Here is an 18,326-nt window from a genome sequence, read left to right on the forward strand (position 1 = left end):
GGCCCGGCGCGCGGCGGGCCTCAGGCGGCGGGCCAGAGCCGCTTCGCGGTGCCCGTCCCCTCGTACACCTCAAGATCCGCTCCGAGCAGCCCGGCCTCACGGAGAGTGCCGATGACCCGCTCCCGATCCCGCGGAGTCACCGGTCCGTAGAGGCGGACCTGAAGATGCGGCCCGGTACGGCGGCGCAGCACCCACAGCTCCGGCGCCGACCCCAGTTTCTCGGCCGCGACCAGCAGCGGCTCGGGCAGCGCCTCGGTGCCGTCACTCTCCACCCTGACCTGCTCGGTGGGCGCGGCGGACACGTTCAGATCGGCCGGGCTGAGACCGGCGCTCACGCTGAGTTCCACCATCTTGCGGTACGCGACGGAGGCGGTGGGCCGGCTCGCCGCATCACCCACCCAGCCCTGCGCAAAGATCAAGAACCGGGTCGTGGACTGCGACATCACGCCCACCCGGCGGTAGTCGCCGCTCTCGATCGTCCGGCCCCACAGGTCGGCCTGCCGGTCGAACTGGCCGGCCGCGGCCGTCCCGTCGTACCAGCGCCCGTCATGCTCGTTCGCACCGCGAAGCACGGAGAGCTTGAGCGACACCCCGTGAACGTCCGAAGGTTCGGCCAGCACCGCCCGGACCCGCTTGACGGTCTCGGCGACCTGACCGTCGGCCGGCTTCACGGTCACCTCCGCGTTCACCTCGACCCCGTCGTCACCGGTCTTGGTCTCGACGGCGGAACGCTGAACGCCGGGCACCGACTTCATCGCGGCGAAGATCTCCGACCGTACGGCCGCCTCCTTCTCCTCGTCGCTCTGACAACCGGTCAGAGCCGCCAGCAGGACCAGCAGGACCACCGCACGTCGCACCACGCGGCCCACCGTATCGACCGGGGGCGAACGCCAGGGAGACGGTGCCGGTCCGCCTCCCTGGCCGCTGTGGTTCTAATACCACTGCTGATTCGCGCCGCCCCAGCAGTCCCAGGTCACGACCTTGGCGCCGTTGTTGGCGTTGAACGCGTAGATCTCCAGGCACTTGTGGTTCATCACGCTGCGGATCTGTTTGCCGTCGCGGTACCACTTCTGGTTGGCGCCGCCCCAGCAGTCCCAGAGCACCACCTTCGCGCCGTTGTCACCGTTGAATCCGTAGATCTCCAGGCATTTGTTGTTCATCGCGTTACGAATGTATTGCCCGTCCCAGTACCACCCCTGGTTCGCGCCGCCCCAGCATTGCCAGGTGACCACGTCGGCGCCGTTGGCATTGTTGAAGTTGTACAGTTCCAGACATTTGTGGTTGAGCTCGCTGCGGAACGTGATGGTGGCGGCCTGAGCCGCCGTGGCCGGCGCGATCACGAGGACGGCGGCCGAGACCACCACGGCGAGACGGCGCAGAATGGAGTGAGTTTTCATGGCGTTTTCCCGATCTCGAAAGGACAGGTTTTCGCCGCGGCTTCGTTCTTCCCGGGATTGCGAATTCAACATATTCCCAGCGCGCCGCCGAATCCGGCGAACGGCCCCGATGTCGGATGGCGGACAGGCCACCTCCGGGGCGGTCAGGAAGGGAGGCCGTCCTCCGGCCGCCCGAAGAGAAAGCCCTGCCCGTGGTCACAGCCGGCCTCGCGCAGGACCCGCTCCTGCTCGGCCGTCTCGATGCCCTCGGCGGTGACAGTCACGCCGAGCGCGTGACACAGCCCGACGACGCCGCGCAAAACCTCCGCGGTCCCGGAACGGGGGACGGCGAGAAATTCGGCGGCCAGTTTCACCTCGGCGAACGGGAGGGTGACAAGCTCGGCCAGGCTGGCGTAGCCGGTGCCGAAGTCATCCAGGGCGAGCCGCAGCCCGAGGCCGGCGAGCCGGTCCAGGACCGCCCGGTGCTCGATGACGGCGGCCGTCTCGGTGATCTCCAGTTGCAGGCGGCCGGCGGGCAGACCGGTGCGGTGCAGGACATCGGCGACGGTGGCGACCAGACCCGGCGCGGCCAGCTGAACCGGCGACACGTTCACGCTGATCCGCAGGCCGTCCCGGGCGGCGCCGGCCCGGCAGGCCCGCTCGAGCAGGTGGCGGCCGAGCTCGTGGATGACGCCCGTCCGCTCGGCCATCGGGATGAACTGCCGGGGTTCGAGCCGGTGCCAGCGGGCCAGGGCCTCGACCCCGATCACGGCCCGGTCGGCGAGCCGCACCAGCGGCTGATACCGCAGGGTGAACTCCCCCGCCGCGAGCGCCGCCGGAATCGTGGCGGCCACCCGGTGCCGCCGCCGGTCGTCCTCGGCCCGCCCCGCTTCGAAGACACCAGGACGGGCGTTGTCCTGGGTGGCCCAGCGCAGCGCCAGGCGGGCGTCGTGGAGCCAGCCGTCGGGGTCGGTGCCGGCGGCCGCGCGTTCCACCACGCCCGCGGTCACCGCCACCTCGTGCGCGAGCAGCCGCGACACCCGGTCGGCGACCTTCACGACGTCGTCCACCCCGCCCGTGCCGACGAGCAGAATCGCGAACTGGTCGTCGGCCAGATGGGCGAGAAAGCCGAGTGGGCGCAGCCGCCGGGCCACCTCGGCCAGCAGCAGAACGCCGTTCTCGTGCCCCAGGGTGTCGGTCACCTCGTCGTACCGGTCAAGGCTCACCAGGCACAAACCCAGCCGTTCACCGCCCCGGCCGGCGATCGTCTCGGCCAGATGTTTGCGCAGGTACTGCTCGTTGGGCAGTCCGGTGTCGGGCCGGTGCAGCAGGGCCTGCTGCAGACGCTGCTGCAGATCGGCCTGCACGCCCCGCCAGTGAATCTTCTCGGCCCGGTTCATCTCCTCCGCCGCCCGCAGCGCGGCATCACGCTGGGCCGCCACGAACCCGGTGCTCAGCGTCCCCAACAGCGCCATGATCCGCTGCCGCGTCTCATCCCCGGCCGGCCCGCCCATCGCGGCCGTTCGCTGCCGACTCTCACCGCCGGCCGGGCCGCCCCTCGCGGCCGTTCGCTGCCGGGTCTCATCGCCGGCCGGCCCGCCCATCGCGGCCGGCAGGCGGCCGGCGAACAACGTCACCGTCGTTCCCAGCACCGGCGGCGCGGACATGCGCAGGTCGACCAGTTCGGCGCCGATACGGGCGCCGCGGGACGGGTCGAACGGTTCCGCCCGCACGGCCGCGACGAACTCCTCCAGCAGGTCCCGCAGGGCGGCGCGGGCCCGGGACCGTACACCGGGAACGAAGCCGGCCGCGACGACCCCGCGCAACCAATCGTCAGTGATCCCCGCCAGGGGATCCCGCCCGGTCACTTCTTGCGGGCGAGCACGACGAGAGCGGTGTGCTGCGGTGGATCACCGGCCTCGTCCGGATCGGCGTGCCACTCGGTCGCGCTGACCACACCCGGCTCGACGATCTCGAACTCGTCGCCGATCAGGGCGGCGATCTCGTCCCCGGTACGGATCACAACCGGGGTGGGCGTGTTCTCGTACAGCTTGCGGGCCCTCTCCTGCGCCTCGCGGCCCTCCGGTGTCACCTCCGGCCCGAGGTGCGAGACGACCAGATAGCTTCCGGAGACGAGCGGCTCCCCGAGCCGCCGCAGGATGCCGGCCGGGTCGGCCTCGCCGGGCACGAAGTGCAGCACGGCCACGGTGAGCACGGCGACCGGCTCGGAGAAGTCGAACAGGTCGAGAACGTCCGGGTGGTACAGGATGCCGTCCGGCTTGCGCAGATCGGCTTCGATGACCTTGGCGTACGGGTTCCCGGCGAGCAGACTCCGGCTCTGCTGCACGGCGATCGGGTCGATGTCGACGTACATGACCCGGGCCTCGGGGTCGGCCTCCTGCGCGACCTCGTGCACGTTGCCGAGCGTGGGGATGCCCGACCCGATGTCGAGGAACTGCCGCACACCGCGCGCGCTCAGCCACCGCACGGCCCGCCCGAGGAACGCCCGGTTGGCCCGCGCCACCAGGCGGGCCTCGGGGAACATCGTCTCCACCCGCTGCCAGAACTCCCGGTCGACGGCGAAGTTGTGCACCCCGCCGAGCGTGTAGTCGTACACCCGCGACGCATCCGGCACGGTGATGTCCACACCCTCCGGCACCCATCCGTACGACTCGGTCATGCTCGCCCCCACGCTCGGCTCCCGGACACCGCCCATTGAAGTACGCGGATGCCCACAAAGCCAGACCGTGCGTCCGATTGAGACGGTTCTCAGCCCAAGTGATCACAAACGTTGTCCCGCCGCCCACGCACCATGGTCACGGTCCGATAGCCACTGGCCGAGATCTGAAGCCGGTACACCCCGTCGATCACCCACAGCCCGCGCGGAATGTTCCCACCGCCCGCGCGCACCCCGAGCAGAACCGGCCCGACGACATTCCAGATCGCACCCCCGTCGGGGGCATGCTCGACCACGGCGCTGCCACTGACGTCGGCGTCGTACGACCGGCCGTTCCCGCTGTTGGTCACCCGAACGACAAGCGCACCCTTGTAGGCGTCCCAGCGGATGGCCCCGTCCGGATAACGCCGCAGAACCTTGGTCACCACCTCGTCGACCACCGGCTCGGCCCGAAACGCGAAGTCGCAGGTAAGCCCCGCTTCCTGCGAAAACGGCGGCGTTGGGGCGGGAACCCAGCCGGTGCTGTCGGAGACCGCGGGCACGGCGGGAGACGGGGAGTCGCCGGCAACGGCAGGCGAGGCGACACCGGTCAGCAGGACTACGGCCGTCGCGGCCGTCATGAGTGTTCGACGCATCGGTGCAGCCTGGAGGACAGCACTCACCATCCGATCACCATGCGCGAGCCGGGCGTGGAGCACTGCGTAGCCGACGCCCGTCGCCGAGCCCGCTCACACAGGCCGTCGAGCATCCTAGGAGGCTAGGTTCCTGAGTTGCGGCCCGGTAGGCCGGCGCCCGGACGGCAGGCTTCGCAGCACCCCTGACGGCGGCAGGTGCCACCGCGTGGCACAGCGATGGGCGCGGCGGACGGACGGGCGGGTGCAGCGCGACGGATCCGGCATTCGGAGGCGGGCGCGAGCTTCAGCGACAGCGGTCGGACTGGAGAGCGCGGCGGCAGCGACGCGACGACGGCCCAGCGAGAAGGCAAAGCGACGACGGCCGGGCGACAGGCGCGCGGCGGGCACGGCGGAGCGGGCGGCGGGCACGGCGGAGCGGGCGGCGGGCACGGCGGAGCGGGCGGCGGGCACGGCGGAGCGGGCGGCGGGCACGGCCGGCACAGCGGGCGGCGGGAACGGCGCGCGGTGAGCGGGCGCCGTGGGCGGGCGCGGTGGGCGGGCAGCAAAGGCAGGCCGAGAGGTGACGGTGGCGACGAGGGGACAGCAAGGCGGGCGCGGGCCGGCGATTCCGTTCGGATGAGGTCGGGCGGAGGGAGGGGGCTGGTTATAAGGTTCGATGTGATGGAGTTTCGGCTGTTGGGGCCGTTCGAGGTCTGGGGCGGCGGGCTGCGGATCGCGGTGGGTAATCGCCGGCAGGAGCGGTGCCTGCTGGGGATTCTGCTGCTCGCGGGCGGGCGCGTCGTGGCCACCGAGCGTATCGCCGATCTTCTGTGGAGCGGGGAGCCGCCGCCATCGGCGCGGGGCGCCATCCAGACGTACGTCGGGCGGCTTCGCCGCGCGCTCGGTGACCATGGGCTGACCATCGAGACCCGGCACGACGGCTATCGGGTCGACCTGCTGGGGCATCGGCTCGATGTGGACGAGTTCGTGGAGCGGAGCCGCCGCGCCGCCGAGGGCACCGACGCCGTCGAGCGGGTGCGCCTCTGGGACGACGCCCTCGGGCTGTGGCGTGGGCCGCTGCTCGCCGACGTCGCCGACGACCGGCTGCGGGAGCGCCTTGGGGCCGCTCTGCGCCGCCAGTGGCTCGCCGGGACCCGCAAGCAGGCCGAGGATCTGCTGGCCATCGGCGAGCACGAACGCGCACTGTCCACTCTCGAGCCCGTCGCCGAGCAGGAGCCGGCCGACGAGGCGCTGGTCGCGCTGCTGATGACGGCCCTGTACCGGCAGGGCCGTACGGCCGAGGCCATTCATCGTTATGACCTGACCGTCAAGGGTCTGGACGTGACGCCCGGGGCTGACCTTCGGGAGCTTCGCCGCCGGATCGCCCGGTGGGATCCGCGGCTCGACCGGCCGCCCGCGCCGGCCTACGCGGTTCGGGTGCGCGGCGAGTGGCTTCCCTGGAACGTCGGCGGTCATCCGGCCCTCGAGTTCTGCAACACCTATGCGGGCTGGAGCGGACCGCCGAGCGCGGGCGGCGAATGGCTGGGCGGCTATCCGGCGCTGGCGGCCTGGTCCGAGCAGGTGGGCCTGGTCGGCCCGGGCACCGTGTCCGCGCTGTTGCGGCTCGCTCGGCGGAGCCCTCGAGCCGCCGACGGCGTTCTCCGTGAGGCCAAGAGACTTCGTTCGCTTCTGTACGCCGTACTGACCGACCCGGGGGACGATCGGGCTTTCGCCGCGGTCGCCGGTTTCGCCCAGGCCGCCGCCCGCGCGTCGGTCCTGACCCGGGACGGCTCGGGGCTGGCCCGCTGGGCGCTGTCGCCCTCGGCCGGGCTGGAGACACCGGTGCACGCGGCCGCGAACGCCGCCGCCGAACTCCTCGCCGATCCCCGGCGGTTCACCGTGTGCTCGTGCCCGGGCGCCAACTGCGGCTGGCTGTTCCTCGACGACACCGGCCGCCGCCGCTTCTGCAGCATCGCCACCTGCGCGCACTGAGCGGTGGTCACCCCGCCGGGTGATGAAGGCCCGGCCCGCGTTCGCCGGTCGGCCGGCGGGTGAGCAGGCACGGCTCGCCCGTTCAGGCAGGGCGTCTCCGCACGCATGGACGCCCGTCACATCCGGTCGGCGGGTTATGCGGTGTGCGGGCGTTCACCATGCTCACGCGGGTGAACCCGCCTCCAGCTCAGGATCCGTGGCAAGGCAACGACGCCGTCCCGCCGGACCGGCAGCCGCCACCACCGGGATACGTCCAGCCCGGACAGCCGTACGGGCAGCCGATGGACGCGTACGGCCAGCCCGTCGACGCCTACGGTCAGCCCTGGGAAAGCACGCCCGGCCGCCCAGCTGAGCCGTACCCGCCCACGACGGCCTTCCCGCCGCCGAAGCCGCCGAAGCCGCCGTCGCGGTGGAAGGCCTGGCACAAGGTGACGCTCGGCGTGATCGGCGCGCTGTCGCTCTGCGTCTGCGGCATCGCCGTCTTCGCGCCCGACTCGAACTCCGGCGATCCCGCCGGCAAGGAGCGGACGGCCGCGGCCCAACAGCTGGCCGATGTACCGAGCACAGAGCCGGCCACCACAGAGCCGGCCACCACAGAGCCGGCCACAGCAGCGCCGACCACGAAGCCGGTCACCGTAGCGCCGGCCACGAAGCCCGCGGCAAAGCCGACCACGAAGCCGGCCGCCAAGCCCAGCACCACGAAGGCCGTGTACTACGCCACCTGCGAGGACGCCCCCGGCCCGCTGCGCAAGGGCCAACCCGGATACCGCAAGGCCCTCGACCGTGACAAGGACGGCGTCGCCTGCGAGCAGGGCGGCGGCGACGAGGAGCCGCCCGCCGAGGAGCCCGGCGACGACAGCGACAGCGGCGGCGGCACCGACCCCCGCTATTCCAGCTGCACCAAGGCGAAGGCCGCCGGCTACGGACCGTATTACGAGGGCCAGGACCCGGAGTACGACTGGTATCAGGACCGGGACGGCGACGGGGTCGTCTGCGAGTAACGACGGTCGGCGACGCGCATCGTCGTGGAGCGGGCGGGCGGTGCGAGGAGCATCGGCAGGAATCGGGGCTGGTCGCCGTACTTGGCCTGGTAGGCGCGGTCGACCAGCTCCCTGGTGTGCTCGTCGGCGGCCAGGCTGACCGTCACCGGGATCGGGCCGTCCGGGGTCACGAACGTCAGCGTGCCGGCCGCCGCGACCCGCTTGTACCAGGCGGACGTCGTGCCGTGCGAGGAGCGGATGTACCCGGTGCCGCCCGCCTCGACCGCCCAGATCGGCGTCCGGTGGCCGTCGGCCTCGATGATGACCGTGTCGGTGTCGCGCAGGTACTCGAGCAGTGAAGACATGCGATCAGCGTGCTTCCGGTCCCGGCGGCCGGGATGAGTCGAACGACTGGGGGTATACCGTTTGCCGTCCTCGTCTGTTAGCGTTCACACGACCCAAGGCGCTCCCCTTTTCGCGCCGCGTCGTCGCGTGATGTTATCGCTAACAGCACGCGCCTCGTGGAGGTGCTCCCCCTCATGCCCGATCACCCGCGTTACACCGTCGGGGTCGACTTCGGCACCCTGTCCGGCCGGGCGGTCGTCGTCCGCGTGCCGGACGGCGCCGAGCTCGGCTCCGCGGTGCACGACTACAAGCACGCCGTGCTCACCGAGGCGCTGCCCGACGGCACGCCGCTCGGTCCCGACTGGGCGCTGCAGGTGCCCTCGGACTACGTCGACGTCCTCAAGCACGCCGTCCCCGCCGCCGTCGAGGCGGCCGGGATCGATCCGGCCCACGTGGTCGGCATCGGCACCGACTTCACCGCGTGCACGATGGTCCCCACGCTCGACGACGGCACCCCGCTCAACGAGCTTCCGGAGTGGGTGAGCCGCCCACACGCGTACGTCAAGCTCTGGAAGCATCACGCCGCCCAGCCGCAAGCCGACCGCATCAACGCCCTCGCCGCGGAACGCGGCGAGGCGTGGCTCCCCCGCTACGGCGGCCTCATCTCCTCGGAGTGGGAGTTCGCCAAGGCCCTGCAGATCCTCGAGGAGGACCCCGAGGCGTACGCGGCGATGACCCGCTGGGTCGAGGCCGCCGACTGGATCGTCTGGCAGCTCACCGGCAGCTACGTGCGCAACGCCTGCACGGCCGGCTACAAGGGCATCCGCCAGGACGGCGCCTATCCCTCGGCCGACTTCCTCGCCGCCCTGAACCCCGGCTTCGCCGACTTCGTGGCCGGCAAGCTCGACCAGCCCATCGGCGAGCTCGGCCGGAAGGCGGGCGCCCTGTCCGCCGAGGCCGCCGCCTGGACCGGCCTACCGGCCGGGATCGCCGTGGCCGTCGGCAACGTGGACGCGCACGTGACCAGTGCCGCCGCCCGCGCCCTCGACCCGGGACGGATGGTGGCCATCATGGGCACCTCGACCTGCCACGTCATGAACGGCGACGAGATCCGCGAGGTGCCCGGCATGTGCGGGGTCGTCGACGGCGGCATCGTGGCCGGGCTGTGGGGCTACGAGGCCGGGCAGAGCGGCGTCGGCGACATCTTCGGGCACTACGTCGACCGGCTCGGCGACGAGTGGACCCACGCGCTGCTCACCGAACGGGCGGCGGCTCAGCGGCCGGGCCAGCACGGCCTGATCGCGCTCGACTGGCACAACGGCAACCGGTCCGTCCTGGTCGACCACGAGCTGTCCGGCCTGCTGATCGGCGAGACCCTGGCCACCAGGCCGGAGGACGTCTACCGGGCGCTCATCGAGGCGACCGCCTTCGGCACGCGGAAGATCGTCGAGACCTTCAACGACGCCGGCGTTCCCGTACGCGAGTTCATCGCGGCCGGCGGCCTGATCAAGAACCGCCTGCTCATGCAGATCTACGCGGATGTGCTGAACATGCCGCTCTCGGTCATCGGCTCCGACCAGGGGCCCGCGCTGGGCTCGGCCATCCACGCCGCCACCGCCGCCGGCTGCTTCCCGGACGTACGCACGGCCGCCGAGTCGATGGGCCGGGTGGAAAGCGCTGTGTACCAACCCGATCCGGCCGCCGCGGCGGTCTACGACGAGCTGTACGCCGAGTATTCGGCGCTGCACGACTACTTCGGCCGCGGCGGCAGCAAGGTGATGCGCCGCCTGCGGGCCATTCAGCGGAAGGCGTGGGACAACCGATGACCGTCACGACCGACGTCCGCGACACCATCGCGGAACTACGCGCGCAGGTCGCCGAGCTGCACGCCGAACTCCCCCGCAACCAGCTCGTGGTGTGGACCGCGGGCAACGTCTCGGCCCGCGTTCCGGGCCGCGATCTGCTCGTCATCAAGCCGTCCGGGGTCTCGTACGACAAAATCACGCCGGAGGCGATGGTCGTCACCGACCTCGAGGGTGAACTGGTCGACGGCGAGCTCAGCCCCTCCTCCGACACCGCCGCGCACGCCTACGTCTACAAGCACATGCCCCACGTGCGGGGCGTGGTGCACACCCATTCGACGTACGCCACGGCGTGGGCCGCCCGCGGCGAGGCGATCCCCTGCGTCCTCACGATGATCGCCGACGAGTTCGGCGGTGAGATCCCGGTCGGGCCGTTCGCGCTGATCGGCGACGACTCGATCGGCCGCGGCATCGTCGAGACGCTGCGCGGCCACCGCTCCCCCGCCGTCCTCATGCGCAACCACGGCGTCTTCACCATCGGCTCGTCCGCCCGCAACGCGGTCAAGGCGGCCGTGATGTGCGAGGACGTGGCTCGCACGGTCCACCTCTCCCGGCAGCTCGGCACGCCCCTGCCGATCGAGCAACACCACGTCGACTCGCTCTACGAGCGCTACCAGAACGTCTACGGACAGGAGCCCGTCGAATGAAACCCCAGATCTGGTTCCTGACCGGCAGCCAGCACCTCTACGGCCCGGAAACCCTCGAGCAGGTCGCCGCCCAGTCGGCCGACATCCAGCAGCTGCTGGTGGCCGGCGGGCTCACCGCCGAGATCGTCGGCAAGCCGGTGCTGACCGACTCGGCCGCGATCCGCCAGACCATGCTCGAGGCCAACGCCGATCCGTCGGTCATCGGCGTCATCGCGTGGATGCACACGTTCTCCCCGGCCAAAATGTGGATCACCGGGCTGGACACGCTGCGCAAGCCGCTGCTGCACCTGCACACGCAGCACAACCGGTCGCTGCCGTGGGCCACCATCGACATGGACTTCATGAACCTGAACCAGGCCGCGCACGGCGACCGGGAGTTCGGCTTCATCCAGGCCCGCCTCGGCGTGCCGCGCAAGACGGTCGCCGGTTACGCCGGCGACCCCTCGGTCATCGAGCGGGTCGACGCCTGGATCCGGGCCGCCGCCGGCTATCAGCATCTGCGGACGCTGCGGCTGGCCCGCTTCGGCGACAACATGCGGGACGTCGCGGTCACCGAGGGCGACAAGGTCGAGGCCGAACTGCGCTTCGGCGTCTCGGTCAACACGTACGGGGTGAACGACCTCGTCGCCGTGGTGGACGCGGCCGCGCCCGAGACCGTCGACGCGCTGGTGGCCGAGTACGCCGACCTCTACGAGCTGGCGCCGGAGCTGGCCCGGGGCGGCGACCGGCACGAGTCGCTGCGGTACGCGGCCCGGATCGAGGCCGGGCTGCGGCAGTTCCTCACCGAGGGTGGCTTCGGCGCGTTCACCACGAACTTCGAGGACCTGGGCGGGCTGCGGCAGCTGCCGGGCCTCGCGGTCCAGCGGTTGATGGCCGACGGGTACGGCTTCGGCGGTGAGGGCGACTGGAAGACGTCCGCCCTGCTGGCCGCGGTGAAGGCCATGGGCGGGGCCGCCTCGTTCATGGAGGACTACACCTACCACTTCGGGCCGGGCGAGCCGAAGATCCTCGGCGCCCACATGCTCGAGGTGTGCCCGTCGATCGCCGCCGCCCGGCCGCGGGTCGAGATCCACCCGCTGGGCATCGGCGGCCGCGAGGACCCCGTACGCCTGGTCTTCGACGCCGCGCCCGGCCCCGGCACCGTGATCGGCCTGGTCGACATGGGCGACCGGTTCCGCCTGGTGGCGAACGCGGTCGAGGTGACCACCCCCGACGAGCCGCTGCCGGCGCTGCCGGTGGCCCGGGCCGTGTGGAAGCCCGCGCCGTCGCTGTCCACGTCGGCCGAGTGCTGGCTGACCGCGGGCGGCCCGCACCACACCGTCCTGACCCAGTCGGCCTCGGCCGAGACCCTGCGCGATTTCGCGACGATGCTCCGGACGGAGCTGTTGCTGATCGACGAGAACACCACGACGCACGACTTCACCGACCGCGTCCGGTGGAACTCGGCGTACTACCGCCTGTCCCGTCCCCTGTAAGGCCTCCAGCCCGCAGGTTTGCCGATGATGTCACGCTGAATCTCGCTCGTGCCGCCGTACCCGGTCGAGATCAGCGTGGCCGGGCTTCGCGGACCGGCGTTACGCTGACGCGCGTGAGCCGTCGATACGAGCGGGCGCACCGGATCGCCGCCCTCGACCCCGAGCGTGACCACCTCGAGATCTACCAGATCTCGGCCGGCTTGGAGTTCCCGTGGGACTACACGCGGGCGCTGGAGTTCGCCCTGTTCCGTACGTACTGCGTGCCCAGCATCTCGCGCCTGCTGGCCGCCACCGGCGAGTTCCGCGACCGGCCCCAGCGCCGCTACGACGACACCGCGCTGCTGATGGCCGAGATGGCCGCGCACGGGTACGACTCCCCACGCGGCAAGGAAGCGCTGCGCGTCGTCAACCGGGCCCACGGGCGCTATGCCATCACCAACGACGACATGCTCTACGTTCTGTCCACGTTCGTCTACGACCCGATCGACTGGCTCGACCGCTACGGCTGGCGCCCGCTGCACGACAACGAGCGCCTGGCCGCCTTCTTCTATTACCGCGAGGTCGGCCGGCGGATGGGTATCCGCGACATCCCGCCCGCCTTCGGCGATTTCCGGAGCTTCAAGCGGTCGTACGAGGACGAGCACTTCCGCTACACCGACACGAACCGCGAGATCGGCGAGTACACGGTGAACCTGTTCGCCGCCTGGTTCCCGCCGTTCCTGCGCCCCGCCGCCCGCCTCGGCGTCCGCGGCCTGCTCGACGAGCCGATGCTGCACGCCTTCGGCTTCGGCCCCGCCCCACGCTGGGTCACCGCCGCCGCCGGCGCCGGCCTGCGCGCACGGGCCGGCGCCCTGCGGTTCCTTCCGCCTCGCCGGGAGTCGGTCCTCGGCGCGTCACCGCACAACCGCACCTATCCCGGCTACCCGCGCGGCTACGAGATCTCCGACCTGGGACCCTCGTAGACACGACCTTCGATTAATCTGCCCGATCATGAGACGACGGATCTGCGCCGCCCTGCTCGTGCTGCTGAGCACGGCCGCCTGCTCACCGCCCGAAGAGGAGAGCACCGCCCTCGCCGCCGGCTACGCCACGTACAGCACGCCCGAGAGCCGCCCGCAGCTCGACGTGGCGCTGGAGGGCGACGGCCTGAAGCCGGTCCTGACCGGCGCCGAGATCACCGGTCCCCGGTACGGCGTGCGCTTCCGCAAGGTGTACGTGGCGGCGGCGCTCACCGGGAAGCAGGCGTGGGACCTCGATCTGACGGACAGCTCGGACGTCGGGGTCAACGCGGGCGCGGGACGGGAACTGCTCATCGCCGTGGCCGGCGGCGGGCAGAACACCCGGGAGCCGTACTCCGGTGAGCATCCCGATCCGGTCGTCAAGCTTCAGGTGGACGGCGCCGCCCGGACGGTCGAACGCCTGGGCGGCTTCACGAAGATGGGCGACGTCCTGGTCGTCAACATTTCCGCCGGCGCCGACCCGGCGCTGACGGTGACCGACCTCGGCCGGACGCAGACGCTGAGCCTGCGCACCGGGAAACGCGGCGGGCACAGCCCGGACGCCTACTACCCGCTGCGAACCGCCAAGGCCACACTGGTCGGGCCGGGCGCCGGCCGGGTGACGCCGCTGAGCGCCTACCTCACCACCTTCGAGATCGACGCCACCCTCGGCGCGTACGACGCCAAGCGCGGCTGGGCCAAGGACGGCCACGCCTGGCTGGTGCTGAAGACGCAGGTCCGCGGCGACTCGAACCCGGCCGACCTGAACGGCTGGCGGGTCGAGCTGGATCTGGGCCGCGACTTCGAGGTGAACGGCGCCCACCCGATCCGCGACACCTTGACGGTCACCGAGACGACGATCCCGGTCACCTACGCCGTCGACATCCCCAACCCGAAGTCTCTGAGCACCGTGGACCTGAAACTGACCGGCGCCGGAACCCTCTTCACCGGCGACGGCCGGCGCGTACCCACCCGCCCGGCCGGCCCAGCCGGCCACACCACTCTCAGGTTCTAGCCCGCCGCCACCGGTCGACCGACTCATGCTCCGGAGCGGGCCCGCGGCGAGCCTGGAGGCATGACTACCGAACCCCGTCTCGTTCTCGAACCCGAAGCCCAGCAGATCGCCGACAGCACGAGCAAGCCGCCGTTCCTCTTCGAGCTCGGGCCCGACGGCGCCCGCAAGGTGCTCGACGACATCCAGGCCGCGCCGATCGACATGCTGCCGGTCGACGACGAGTGGATCACCGTCCCGGCCGAGGTGGGTGACGTCCGGGTACGCGTCGTCAAGCCGGCCGGCGCCACCGGCACCCTGCCGGTCGTGCTCTACATGCACGGCGGTGGCTGGATTCTCGGCAACGCGGGCACCCACGACCGGCTCGTCCGTGAGCTGGCCGTCGGCGCGAACGCCGCCGTCGTCTTCGTCGAGTACGACCGCTCGCCCGAGGCGCGCTTCCCCGTCGCCATCGAGCAGGGCTACGCCACCGCCCGCTGGATCGTGGCCGAGGGCGCCTCGAAGGGCCTGGACGCCTCGCGCCTGGCCGTGGCCGGCGACTCGGTCGGCGGCAACATGACCGCGGCCCTGGCCCTGATGGCCAAGGACCGCGGCGATGTCACCTTCGTCCACCAGTCGATGTACTACCCGGTGACGAGCGCGGCGCAGGACACCCCGTCCTACACCGAGTACGCCGACGGGCCGTTCCTCACAGCCAGGAGCATGGCGTGGTTCTGGGACGCGTACACCACCGACCCGGCCCAGCGCGCCGGCAAGTACGCCTCGCCCCTGAACGCCGCCCTGGACGAGCTGGCGGGGCTGCCGCCGGCGTTCGTCATCGTGGACGAGGCGGACGTGCTGCGCGACGAGGGCGAACTGTACGCGGGCAAGCTGCGCGAGGCCGGGGTCGCGGTGACGACCGTGCGGTACGACGGCATCCACCACGATTTCATGATGCTCAACCCGCTCAGCCCGACCCACGCCACGCGGGCCGCGGTGGCCCAGGCGATCGCGATGCTCAAGCTCGCGTTCGCCTGAGACGACGGCCCGGGCTCCCGCCGTCAGCCGGCGGCGGGGGCCTGCGCGACCCCGTTGAAGAACGTCCGGCCGCTCATCGTCATGGCCGGCTGGAAGTCGTTCATCAGCTTCACCCGGTTCGGGGAGTCGGCGAAGCGCGGGTCGAGCTGGAACTCGGCCGCCACCGACCACCACGTGACCGGCACGATCCCGGCCATCGCCATGCGCTGGATCGCGATGTCGTGCGCCTCCTTGCTCAGCGAGGCGGAGGCGTCGGCGACCACGTACGTCTCGTAGCCCGCCCGGACCGCGCCCAGCGCGGTCTGCAGGACGCACCCGTCGGTGGCGATGCCGCCGATCAGCAGCCGCCGCCGGCCGGTCGCCTCGACCGCCGCCGCGAACGCCGGGTCGAGGAACGAGTTGAACGCCGTCTTGCGCTCGATCACCGGCTGGTCGCCGAGCGCGGCCAGCAGTTCCGGGTAGAGCGGGCCGGAGGGCTTGGAGCTCTCGCCGTTGGTGACGACCAGCCCGGCGCCGTAGAGCTTCGCCGTCGTGGCCAGGCCGACCGTGTTGTTGATGTGCTCCCGCAGGTCGTGCGAGCGCAGCAGGTTGGCGAAGCCGATCGCGTAGTCGACCAGGACGACCGTGCTGTCGGCCGGGGACAGGGGCTCGAGATTCATCGTTGACTCCTCACTAATGAACAGCTGTTCATTAACGTAGCTCGCTAATGACCGGCCGTACAGTAAAAGCGTGTCGCCTGCCTCACAGCAATCGCACGAGCGATGCCGACAGCTCAGTCGACCGACTGATGCCAGCACGGCGTCCAGCCCGCAGGATCGAGGGGACAACGCGAGACATTCGATTCATCTGGGGGAATCATGAGCAAGCCCACCATCGTGCTGGTGCACGGCGCGTTCGCCGAGTCGGCGAGCTGGAACGGGGTCGTCGAGGGCCTGCGCGCGGCCGGCTTCCCGGCGATCGCCCTGGCCAACCCGCTGCGCGGCGTCAGCAACGACGCCGGGTACCTCAAGGCCACGCTCGCCTCCGTCGAGGGCGACGTCGTGCTGGTCGGCCACTCGTACGGCGGCATGGTCATCACCAACGCCGCCGAGGGCAACCCCAACGTCAAGGCCCTGGTGTACGTCGGCGCGTTCGCCCCGGACGCGGGCGAGAGCGCCGGTGACCTGGCCGGCAAGTTCCCGGGCAGCTCGCTGGGCGAGACCCTGAACCCGGTCGCCCTGCCCGACGGCGGCACCGACCTGTACATCAAGCAGGACCTGTACCACCACCAGTTCGCCGCCGACTCGCCGGCCGAGGACGCCGCCGTCTGGGCCGTCACCCAGCGGCCGATCACCGACGCCGCGCTGAGCGAGAAGTCGGCCCAGGCCGCGTGGAAGACGATCCCGTCGTGGTTCCTGTTCGGCAGCGACGACCTCAACATCCCGGTCGCCGCCCACCGTTTCATGGCCGAGCGGGCCGGCTCCAAGCGGACCGTCGAGCTGGCCGGCGGCTCGCACACCGTGGCCATCCCCGAGGCGGCCCAGCTGGTCGAGCTCATCAAGGAAGCCGCGTCCGCGTAAGCGGCGAACAGAAAGGGGAGTGCGGCCGCGCGCCGCACTCCCTTTCTGTTTCACAGAGCGCCGGCTGCAACTGGGTTGCGGTCCGGTGCGACCCTGCCGCGCGGCCCCGTCCCGGCCGATCAAGCGGGGCATGTCAGCAGAGCCGATCCTCTTCCCCCGCGACACGCAGGCCGGCCCCGCCCGGGACGCCTGGTGGCGCAACGCCGTCGTCTACCAGGTCTACCTGCGGTCGTTCGCCGACGGGAACGGCGACGGGATCGGCGACTTCGCCGGCCTGCGCTCGCGGCTCGGCTACCTGAAGTCACTCGGCGTCGACGCGGTCTGGGTGACCCCGCACTACCCGTCGGGCGGCGCCGACGGCGGCTACGACGTCATCGACTACAAGGCCGTCGACCCCGTGTACGGCGACGTCGAGGACGTCCGCGGCCTGGTCGAGGACGCGCACGGCCTGGGCCTCAAGGTGCTGCTCGACATCGTGCCCAACCACACCAGCGACCAGCACGCCTGGTTCCGCACGGCCCTCGCCGACCCGGACAGCCCGGAGGCGGCGCGCTACCACTTCCGGCCGGCGAGCGAGGAGCCGCCCAACAACTGGCAGAGCATGTTCGGCGGATCGGCCTGGTCCCGTACGCCCGACGGCCGTTGGTATCTGCATCTGTTCACGCCCGAGCAGCCGGACCTCAATTGGGACAACCCCGAGGTCGCCGACGACTTCGACGAGACGTTGCGGTTCTGGTACGACCTGGGAGTCGACGGGTTCCGGGTGGACGTCGCCTACGGGCTGTTCAAGGACCCGCAATACCGCGACAACCCCGGCGTCTACTCCCCCACCCTGTTCGGGCACGGGCCCGAGCAGGTCATGACCACCAACCAGCCCCGGATCCACGAGATCTGGCGCCGCTGGCGGGCGGTCGGCGACTCGTACGAGAACGGGCGGATGCTGGTCGGCGAGGTCTCCCTCGCCGATCTGAAGCAGGTCGGGTTGTACGCGCGGCCGGACGAGCTCCAGCACGCGTTCCAGTTCCGGCTGCTCAAGAGCAAGTGGGACGCGACGGCGTTCGCCGACACGATCGCCGAGGCGCTCACCGTCTTCGCGTCGGTCGGCGCGCCCGCGCCCTGGGTGCTCGGCAACCACGACAAGGCACGGCAGGTCACCCGGTACGGTTCCCTGCGCCGGGCCCGCGCCGCCGCCCTGCTGATGCTCGCCCTGCCCGGGTCGGCCTATCTCTACGCCGGCGAGGAGCTGGGCCTGCCCGAGGCCGAGGTCCCCGACGCCGCCAAGAAGGACCCGATCTTCTTCCGCTCCGGGGGCGCTCGGGCCGGTCGCGACGGTTGCCGGGTGCCGATGCCGTGGGACGACCACGACGCGCTGGCCGGCTTCTCCGCGGCCGGCAGCGCCGCGCCGTGGCTGCCGATCCCGGACGGCTGGCGGGATCACGCCGTCAACCGCCAGGCGGCCGACGCATCCTCGACGCTCTCGCTCTACCGGCAGGCGATCTCGATGCGGTCGCTCTACCCGGCGCTCGGCTCCGGGCTGGGCGCGGTCTCGCGCGTCGGCGACGTCATCCGGGTCGACCTGGTGGCCCGCGACGGCGACCCCGACCCGGTCACCTGCTGGATCAACATGAGCGGGTCGGCCGCGTTCGTGCCCGCCCGGCGGGTGCTGCTCGCCTCGGACCGGACCGGTGTCCGGGAGCGCGACGGCATCGTCGAGCTGCCGGCCGATACGGCGGTCTGGGTGACGCCGAACTCCGTCGATCTGAGGTAGCGTC

At 71.4% G+C, this 18,326-nt stretch carries 17 protein-coding genes; 10 read left to right on the plus strand and 7 right to left on the minus strand.

Annotated elements, in window-relative coordinates; translation table 11 throughout:
• Positions 1–20: 20 nt before the first annotated feature.
• From AB0C26_RS21935 to AB0C26_RS21955, 5 genes are all read right to left on the minus strand, one after another.
• Positions 21–860: a hypothetical protein gene (locus AB0C26_RS21935; protein WP_360250236.1), complete on the minus strand. Its 840-nt coding sequence runs from the start codon at positions 858–860 to the stop codon at positions 21–23.
• A gap of 72 nt (positions 861–932) precedes the next feature.
• Positions 933–1,397 carry an RICIN domain-containing protein gene (locus tag AB0C26_RS21940; RefSeq protein WP_360250239.1) on the minus strand — a complete coding sequence of 155 codons (465 nt, stop codon included), beginning with the start codon at positions 1,395–1,397 and terminating at the stop codon, positions 933–935.
• 143 nt (positions 1,398–1,540) lie between these two features.
• The gene (locus AB0C26_RS21945) at positions 1,541–3,202 is read right to left on the minus strand and encodes a bifunctional diguanylate cyclase/phosphodiesterase (protein WP_360250242.1); all 1,662 of its coding nucleotides are present in this window, start codon (positions 3,200–3,202) and stop codon (positions 1,541–1,543) included.
• A 38-nt stretch (positions 3,203–3,240) separates the two neighbouring features.
• Entirely contained in the window at positions 3,241–4,056 is an 816-nt protein-coding gene (locus tag AB0C26_RS21950; protein WP_360250245.1) for an SAM-dependent methyltransferase, read from the minus strand.
• A gap of 89 nt (positions 4,057–4,145) precedes the next feature.
• Positions 4,146–4,718, minus strand: a complete 573-nt coding sequence (locus AB0C26_RS21955) for a hypothetical protein (protein ID WP_360250248.1) — start codon at positions 4,716–4,718, stop codon at positions 4,146–4,148.
• Between the two features lie 630 nt (positions 4,719–5,348).
• Here AB0C26_RS21955 and AB0C26_RS21960 point away from each other — a divergent pair.
• Both AB0C26_RS21960 and AB0C26_RS21965 read left to right on the plus strand, forming a co-directional pair.
• On the plus strand, positions 5,349–6,659 hold the full coding sequence (locus tag AB0C26_RS21960; RefSeq protein WP_360250251.1) for a BTAD domain-containing putative transcriptional regulator: 1,311 nt from the start codon (positions 5,349–5,351) through the stop codon (positions 6,657–6,659).
• 170 nt (positions 6,660–6,829) lie between these two features.
• Entirely contained in the window at positions 6,830–7,660 is an 831-nt protein-coding gene (locus AB0C26_RS21965) for an excalibur calcium-binding domain-containing protein (RefSeq protein ID WP_360250254.1), read from the plus strand.
• Here the strand turns inward: AB0C26_RS21965 and AB0C26_RS21970 are convergent.
• Entirely contained in the window at positions 7,624–8,004 is a 381-nt protein-coding gene (locus AB0C26_RS21970) for a DUF2255 family protein (protein ID WP_360250257.1), read from the minus strand. The two genes, AB0C26_RS21965 and AB0C26_RS21970, sit on opposite strands and share 37 nt — an antisense overlap.
• A gap of 174 nt (positions 8,005–8,178) precedes the next feature.
• Between AB0C26_RS21970 and araB the strand changes: the two genes are divergently transcribed.
• From araB to AB0C26_RS22000, 6 genes are all read left to right on the plus strand, one after another.
• Positions 8,179–9,810 carry a ribulokinase gene (gene araB / locus AB0C26_RS21975; protein WP_360250260.1) on the plus strand — a complete coding sequence of 544 codons (1,632 nt, stop codon included), beginning with the start codon at positions 8,179–8,181 and terminating at the stop codon, positions 9,808–9,810.
• Complete coding sequence (locus tag AB0C26_RS21980) at positions 9,807–10,493, plus strand: L-ribulose-5-phosphate 4-epimerase (protein ID WP_360250263.1); 687 nt, start codon at positions 9,807–9,809, stop codon at positions 10,491–10,493. The genes araB and AB0C26_RS21980 overlap by 4 nt, the downstream gene beginning before the upstream one ends.
• Positions 10,490–11,968, plus strand: a complete 1,479-nt coding sequence (araA, locus tag AB0C26_RS21985; protein ID WP_360250266.1) for an L-arabinose isomerase — start codon at positions 10,490–10,492, stop codon at positions 11,966–11,968. The genes AB0C26_RS21980 and araA overlap by 4 nt, the downstream gene beginning before the upstream one ends.
• Before the next feature lie 113 nt (positions 11,969–12,081).
• Entirely contained in the window at positions 12,082–12,930 is an 849-nt protein-coding gene (locus AB0C26_RS21990) for an oxygenase MpaB family protein (RefSeq protein WP_360250269.1), read from the plus strand.
• A gap of 28 nt (positions 12,931–12,958) precedes the next feature.
• A complete protein-coding gene (locus AB0C26_RS21995) occupies positions 12,959–13,981 on the plus strand; it encodes a hypothetical protein (protein WP_360250272.1) in 1,023 nt (340 codons plus the stop codon).
• A 60-nt stretch (positions 13,982–14,041) separates the two neighbouring features.
• Positions 14,042–14,995: an alpha/beta hydrolase gene (locus tag AB0C26_RS22000; RefSeq protein ID WP_360250275.1), complete on the plus strand. Its 954-nt coding sequence runs from the start codon at positions 14,042–14,044 to the stop codon at positions 14,993–14,995.
• A 23-nt stretch (positions 14,996–15,018) separates the two neighbouring features.
• Here AB0C26_RS22000 and AB0C26_RS22005 read toward each other — a convergent pair whose 3' ends face one another.
• On the minus strand, positions 15,019–15,654 hold the full coding sequence (locus tag AB0C26_RS22005; protein WP_360250278.1) for an isochorismatase family protein: 636 nt from the start codon (positions 15,652–15,654) through the stop codon (positions 15,019–15,021).
• A gap of 198 nt (positions 15,655–15,852) precedes the next feature.
• On the opposite strand from AB0C26_RS22005, the gene AB0C26_RS22010 reads away from it, so the two are divergent.
• Positions 15,853–16,554, plus strand: a complete 702-nt coding sequence (locus AB0C26_RS22010) for an alpha/beta hydrolase (RefSeq protein ID WP_360250281.1) — start codon at positions 15,853–15,855, stop codon at positions 16,552–16,554.
• A 130-nt stretch (positions 16,555–16,684) separates the two neighbouring features.
• Positions 16,685–18,322: an alpha-amylase family glycosyl hydrolase gene (locus tag AB0C26_RS22015; RefSeq protein WP_360250284.1), complete on the plus strand. Its 1,638-nt coding sequence runs from the start codon at positions 16,685–16,687 to the stop codon at positions 18,320–18,322.
• Positions 18,323–18,326: the final 4 nt, after the last annotated feature.

The organism is Actinoplanes sp. NPDC048796 (assembly GCF_040650035.1).
Lineage (GTDB): Bacteria > Actinomycetota > Actinomycetes > Mycobacteriales > Micromonosporaceae > Actinoplanes.

What these genes read in the sequence shown, in the direction of transcription:
- AB0C26_RS21940 (WP_360250239.1), bottom strand. Translation starts at nt 1,397, where the DNA reads ATGAAAACTCACTCCATTCTGCGCCGTCTCGCCGTGGTGGTCTCGGCC.
- AB0C26_RS21950 (WP_360250245.1), bottom strand. Translation starts at nt 4,056, where the DNA reads ATGACCGAGTCGTACGGATGGGTGCCGGAGGGTGTGGACATCACCGTG.
- AB0C26_RS21955 (WP_360250248.1), bottom strand. Translation starts at nt 4,718, where the DNA reads ATGGTGAGTGCTGTCCTCCAGGCTGCACCGATGCGTCGAACACTCATG.
- AB0C26_RS21960 (WP_360250251.1), top strand. Translation starts at nt 5,349, where the DNA reads ATGGAGTTTCGGCTGTTGGGGCCGTTCGAGGTCTGGGGCGGCGGGCTG.
- AB0C26_RS21970 (WP_360250257.1), bottom strand. Translation starts at nt 8,004, where the DNA reads ATGTCTTCACTGCTCGAGTACCTGCGCGACACCGACACGGTCATCATC.
- araB (WP_360250260.1), top strand. Translation starts at nt 8,179, where the DNA reads ATGCCCGATCACCCGCGTTACACCGTCGGGGTCGACTTCGGCACCCTG.
- AB0C26_RS21980 (WP_360250263.1), top strand. Translation starts at nt 9,807, where the DNA reads ATGACCGTCACGACCGACGTCCGCGACACCATCGCGGAACTACGCGCG.
- araA (WP_360250266.1), top strand. Translation starts at nt 10,490, where the DNA reads ATGAAACCCCAGATCTGGTTCCTGACCGGCAGCCAGCACCTCTACGGC.
- AB0C26_RS21995 (WP_360250272.1), top strand. Translation starts at nt 12,959, where the DNA reads ATGAGACGACGGATCTGCGCCGCCCTGCTCGTGCTGCTGAGCACGGCC.
- AB0C26_RS22000 (WP_360250275.1), top strand. Translation starts at nt 14,042, where the DNA reads ATGACTACCGAACCCCGTCTCGTTCTCGAACCCGAAGCCCAGCAGATC.
- AB0C26_RS22005 (WP_360250278.1), bottom strand. Translation starts at nt 15,654, where the DNA reads ATGAATCTCGAGCCCCTGTCCCCGGCCGACAGCACGGTCGTCCTGGTC.
- AB0C26_RS22010 (WP_360250281.1), top strand. Translation starts at nt 15,853, where the DNA reads ATGAGCAAGCCCACCATCGTGCTGGTGCACGGCGCGTTCGCCGAGTCG.
- AB0C26_RS22015 (WP_360250284.1), top strand. Translation starts at nt 16,685, where the DNA reads ATGTCAGCAGAGCCGATCCTCTTCCCCCGCGACACGCAGGCCGGCCCC.